The following is a 1,857-nucleotide window of genomic DNA, read 5'->3' on the forward strand; positions in this document are numbered from 1 at the left end:
ATTCCCTTACTCCCCTACTCCCTTATTCCCCTACTAAGCGGCCAGATCGCGCAGCACGTACTGCAAAATGCCGCCGTTCTTGAAGTAGTCGAGCTCATCCAGCGTATCGATGCGGCAGATGATCGGCAGGTTCTTCACCGTGCCGTCGCCATAGGTCACCTTGGCGACCATCTTCTGGCGCGGCTTGATCGCGTCCAGGCCGTCGATCTCGACCAGCTCGTCGCCCTTCAGATTGAGGGAAGCCCATGAGGTGCCTTCCTCGAAGACGAAGGGGATGACGCCCATGCCGACCAGGTTCGAGCGATGGATGCGCTCGAAGGACTGGGCGATGACCGCGCGGACACCGAGGAGGTTCGTTCCCTTGGCCGCCCAGTCGCGCGAGGAGCCGTTGCCGTATTCGACGCCGGCGAAGATCACCAGCGGCACGCCGTCCTTCTTGTACTCCATGGCGGCGTCGTAGATCGACATCTCCTCCTTGGAAGGATAGTGGATCGTGTAGCCGCCCTCGCGGCCGTTCTCGCCCAGCATGTGGTTGCGGATGCGGATGTTGGCGAAGGTGCCGCGCATCATCACCTCATGGTTGCCGCGCCGCGTGCCGTACTGGTTGAAGTCGGCGACGCCGACGCCATGCTCGGTGAGGTACTTGCCTGCCGGCGATGCGGCCTTGATCGAACCCGCGGGCGAGATGTGGTCGGTGGTGATCTTGTCGCCGAAGAGGCCGAGCACGCGCGCGCCCTTGATGTCGCCGACCTTGCCGAAGGCGCGGCCCACGCCGGCGAAATAGGGCGGGTTCTGCACATAGGTCGAATGGTCGTCCCAGGCATAGGTCTGGCCTTCCGGCGCCTTGACCTTCTGCCAGTAGGCGTCGCCCTTGAAGACGTCGGCATATTTGCGGGCGAACAGCTCGCGGGTGACGTTCTTCTCGATGAACTCCTGGATCTCGGCCGAGGTCGGCCAGATGTCCTTGAGATAGACCGGCTTGCCGTCGCTGCCCTCGCCGAGCGGCTCGGTGGTCAGGTCCTTGGTCACCGTGCCGGCCAGCGCATGCGCCACCACCAGCGGCGGCGAGGCGAGGTAGTTCGCCTGCACATCCGGCGAGACGCGGCCTTCGAAGTTGCGGTTGCCGGAAAGCACCGCGGCTGCGATCAGGCCCTTGTCGTTGATGGTCTTGGAAATCGGCGCCGGCAGCGGGCCGGAATTGCCGATGCAGGTGGTGCAGCCGAAGCCGACCAGGTTGAAGCCGATCTGGTCGAGCTCCTTCTGCAGGCCGGATTTTTCCAGATATTCGGCCACCACCTGGCTGCCGGGGGCGAGCGAGGTTTTCACCCACGGCTTCTGCTTCAGGCCGCGCCGGTTGGCGTTGCGGGCCAAGAGGCCGGCGCCGATGAGCACGCTCGGGTTCGAGGTGTTGGTGCAGGACGTGATGGCGGCGATGACGACGTCGCCATGGCCAAGATCGTGGCCGGTGCCTTCGACGGCATAGCGCTTCGAGGTCTCGGCGGCCTTCTTGTATTCGGTCTCCATCGCCTTGGCGAAGCCGGCCGGAACGTCCTGCAGGGCGACGCGGCCCTCGGGGCGCTTCGGCCCGGCCATCGACGGCACGACGTCGCCGAGGTCGAGTTCGAGCAGGTCGGTGAAGACCGGATCGGCGGAGCCGGCGTCACGCCACATGCCTTGCGCCTTCGAATAGGCCTCGACCAGGGCGATGCGGTTCTCCTCGCGGCCGGACATGGTGAGGTAGCGGATGGTTTCCGAGTCGACCGGGAAGAAGCCGCAGGTCGCGCCATATTCCGGCGCCATGCTGCCGATGGTGGCGCGGCCGGCCAGCGTCATGTTGGAGAGGCCGGGGCCGAAGAA

At 65.2% G+C, this 1,857-nt stretch carries 1 protein-coding gene; it reads right to left on the reverse strand.

What is annotated here, in order from left to right; translation table 11 throughout:
* Window positions 1-33 precede the first annotated feature (33 nt).
* Window positions 34-1,857, reverse strand: a 1,824-nt coding sequence (acnA, locus tag EOA27_RS34665) for an aconitate hydratase AcnA (RefSeq protein WP_127258530.1), incomplete at its 5' end; no start/stop codon positions are given.

Source organism: Mesorhizobium sp. M2A.F.Ca.ET.037.01.1.1 (assembly GCF_003998075.1).
GTDB lineage: Bacteria > Pseudomonadota > Alphaproteobacteria > Rhizobiales > Rhizobiaceae > Mesorhizobium.